The sequence below is a fragment of the Sandarakinorhabdus sp. genome (assembly GCF_040398645.1).
Lineage (GTDB): Bacteria > Pseudomonadota > Alphaproteobacteria > Sphingomonadales > Sphingomonadaceae > Sandarakinorhabdus.
On sequence record NZ_JBBATR010000075.1, the window covers coordinates 1 to 3177 of the forward strand.

General features: G+C 65.0%; 4 protein-coding genes. 3 read left to right on the forward strand and 1 reads right to left on the reverse strand.

Going from position 1 to position 3177, the window contains the following annotated elements; genetic code table 11:
• Nucleotides 1-21 precede the first annotated feature (21 nt).
• Nucleotides 22-507: a bacterioferritin gene (bfr, locus tag ABWP50_RS12335; RefSeq protein ID WP_353218295.1), complete on the forward strand. Its 486-nt coding sequence runs from the start codon at nt 22-24 to the stop codon at nt 505-507.
• An 82-nt stretch (nt 508-589) separates the two neighbouring features.
• Here the strand turns inward: bfr and ABWP50_RS12340 are convergent, their stop codons facing one another.
• On the reverse strand, nt 590-1699 hold the full coding sequence (locus tag ABWP50_RS12340; RefSeq protein WP_353218286.1) for a tetratricopeptide repeat protein: 1110 nt from the start codon (nt 1697-1699) through the stop codon (nt 590-592).
• Nucleotides 1700-1995: 296 nt separating this feature from the next.
• Here ABWP50_RS12340 and fabD point away from each other — a divergent pair, with 296 nt between their 5' ends.
• Both fabD and ABWP50_RS12350 read left to right on the forward strand, forming a co-directional pair.
• Nucleotides 1996-2931: an ACP S-malonyltransferase gene (fabD, locus tag ABWP50_RS12345; protein ID WP_353218296.1), complete on the forward strand. Its 936-nt coding sequence runs from the start codon at nt 1996-1998 to the stop codon at nt 2929-2931.
• A gap of 21 nt (nt 2932-2952) precedes the next feature.
• Nucleotides 2953-3177 (forward strand): SDR family NAD(P)-dependent oxidoreductase (locus ABWP50_RS12350; RefSeq protein ID WP_353218287.1); only part of this gene is annotated, 225 nt, incomplete at its 3' end.

Genomic DNA, 3177 nt, shown 5'->3' on the forward strand with positions numbered 1-3177 from the left:
CATCAACGCAGGAGACACGCCATGAAGGGCGACGCCAAGGTCATCGAATATCTCAATGCCGTGCTCAAGGGTGAGCTGACGGCAGTCAACCAATATTGGTTGCATTACCGGCTGCTCGACGATCTCGGCGTGAAAAAGCTCGCCGAATATGAGCGCCACGAATCGATCGACGAAATGAAGCATGCCGACAAGCTGATGGAGCGGATTTTCTTCCTCGATGGCTTTCCGGCCATGCAGTCGCTCAATCGCCTGCGCATCGGCGAGACTGTCGAAGAAGTGCTGCAGGCCGATCTTGAGCTGGAGCACGACGCCGTGGCGCTGCTGCGCGATGCCATCGAACATTGCGAAAGCGTGCGCGATTATCCGTCACGCGACCTGTTTGCCTATATCCTCGCTGCTGAGGAAGAGCATGTCGATTTCATCGAGACCGCACAGTCGATGATCAAGCAGATGGGCATCGCCAATTATATCCAGCTGCAATCCAAGCCGGCCGAAGACGCGCACTGATCTTTGCGCCCAGGCTCGCGCCGAACGACCACAAAAAAGCGCCGCCGTGGTTTCCCACGGCGGCGCTTTTTTGGTTGTGCGATCAGCCGCGGCTGGAAGCGTAGAGGCTCCACAGATCGGCAATATCCTTCATGCCGCTCTTTTCGCCAACGGCCTTGAAACTGGCAACGCCAGCCGCTTTCTGGCCAGATTTCACGGCAGCGATGCCCTTGAACACCCGCGAATAATCGGCATCGACGCCGTTGGCAGCGATGGATTTGTCGTAAGCTGCAATGGCCTTGGCATAATCATTGAGGCCCAGCCAGGCGTTGCCGCCCTTGAAGGCGGTGGCCGGCGCTGCGCTGAGCTTGGCGGCTTCCGGGCCTTCATTGGCAATGCCCTTGGCTGCGGCGGCAGCCAGTTTCTGGCTCATGGCATCGGTGCCGCCACCCGACTTGTCGAGCGCGGCCTTTGCGACCGCAGCCTGTCCAGCCAAGAGGGCAAGACGCGCGAAATCCTGATAATCGACGGTGCGATCCAGCGCGCCCGTGGTCAGCATCAGGTGATACAGCGCCAGCTTGGCTTCGGTGCGCATGTTGTTCTGCTGGAAATTGGTCAGCAGCACTTTCCAGCGGGCCGGTGAGGCATCGACCTTGATCAGCCGCGTCGTGGTGGCCAGATAACCCTTCTTGTCGCCCGACTTGAATTGCGCGCCGGCCAGATTTTCCAGATACAGCGGCTTGGCGCCGTTGCTGGCGATCAGCTTGTTGTAGGCAGCGATGGCGTCCTTGTGGCGGCCCTGGCGGGTGTAGGCCTGTGCAACCAGGATCTGCATGCCTTCGCCGCCGCAGCCCTTGGCAATGCTGACCGCCTTGTCGAGCTGGCCGGCCCGATAATAAAGCGGTGCCAGTTGGTTGCAAGGTGCGCCCACGGTTTCCAGCGCGGCAGCGGCATCGGCATAGCGGCCCACCGCGGTGAAGGCATAGCCGGCCATCTGCGCGGTTTTCTGCTTTTCTTCGGCGCTGCTAGCGGCGCCGCGCGCTTGCGCGATGGCCGAGGCCACACCGGCGGCATTGCCTGATTTGGCAGCGGCAGCAGCGGCGTTCAGCGCCTTGCCGACGGCCGGCGAAACCGCGGCCAGCGCCGGAACGGCGGCGAGCAATGCAGCGGCCACCAGCGGCGCAGCAAATGACAGGCGGGCAGTTTGAACCATGGTGTTTCCTTCTGAAATGCGGCGACGGCGGTTGTGGATCCGAACCCGGTCAGTCGCCAGCGGAAGCCGCGCGCAGCCAAACCGCGCCCACGAATCCCTCCAGCCTCCTCCCCGAGCCTGTTTTTGACCATTAGCGGATTGAAATTCAGGTGCAACCGGGCAAATCGCCCCCAAATGCCAGCCGCGCGCCAACAGAGCGCCGGCCCGCGCGGGATGGTTGCACCGGTGCGGCGAACCGCTTATCCGCGGTGGCTGGCCCGGCGCACGATCCGCCGGCGCCGTGGGGGAGACAGACTATTCGCGCCTTCATCTTTCCGGGCCAGGGCAGCCAATCGGTGGGCATGGGCCAGGGCCTGGCCAACGCCAGCCCGCACGCCCGCGCCGTATTCGAAGAAGTGGACGACGCGCTGGGTGAACGCCTGAGCCGCCTGATGTGGGAGGGGCCGGAGGACGAACTGACGCTGACCGCCAATGCCCAGCCGGCGATCATGGCGCTGAGCATCGCCTGCCTGCGCGTGCTGGAGGCCGAAGCCGGCCTGCGTCTGGCCGACAAGGCAGCGTTTGTCGCCGGGCACAGCCTGGGCGAATATACGGCGCTGTGTGCGGCCGGCAGCCTGGGGCTGGCCGATACGGCGCGGCTGCTGCGGCTGCGCGGGCAGGCGATGCAGGCCGCCGTGCCGCCCGGCGTGGGCGCGATGGCGGCGCTGCTCGGGCTGGATTTCGATGCGGTGGCTGCTGTGGCCGAAGAAGCGGCGCAGGATCAGGTGTGCGCGGCGGCCAATGACAATGCCAATGGCCAGGTGGTGGTGTCCGGCCATGTCGAGGCCGTGGCCCGCGCCATGAGCCTGGCGCGCAGCCGGGGTGCGCGCCATTCGGTGCTGCTGCCGGTGTCGGCGCCGTTTCACTGTGCATTGATGCAGCCGGCGGCCGATGCGATGGCAATTGCGCTGGCGGCAGCGCCGCTGCACGCGCCGCTGGTGCCATTGGTGGCCAATGTCACGGCGGCGGTGGTGAGCGATCCCGATGAAATTCGCGCGCTGTTGGTGGCCCAGGTGTGCGGCACGGTGCGCTGGCGCGAATCGGTGCTGGCGATGGCAGCGATGGGTGTGACAGGCTTTGTGGAATTGGGCGGCAAGGTGCTGGGCCCGATGATCCGCCGTATCACGCCCGATGTGCCCACCATCACGGCAGCGGATATGTCCGGCGTGGAAGCAATCGTTAAGTCGCTGTAATCCGGTACTTTGGAGGAATATATGTTCGATCTTGCCGGAATGACCGCGCTGGTCACGGGCGCTTCGGGCGGCATTGGCAGCGCGATTGCGCGCAGCCTGGCGGCGCGCGGCGCGCGGGTGGCGCTGTCGGGCACGCGCGCCGACGCGCTGGCAGCGGTTGCTGCTGACTGCGGCCCGGATGCCGTGGTGCTGCCTTGCGATTTGTCCGATGCTGCGGCGGTGGATGCGCTGGTGCCAGCGGCGGTG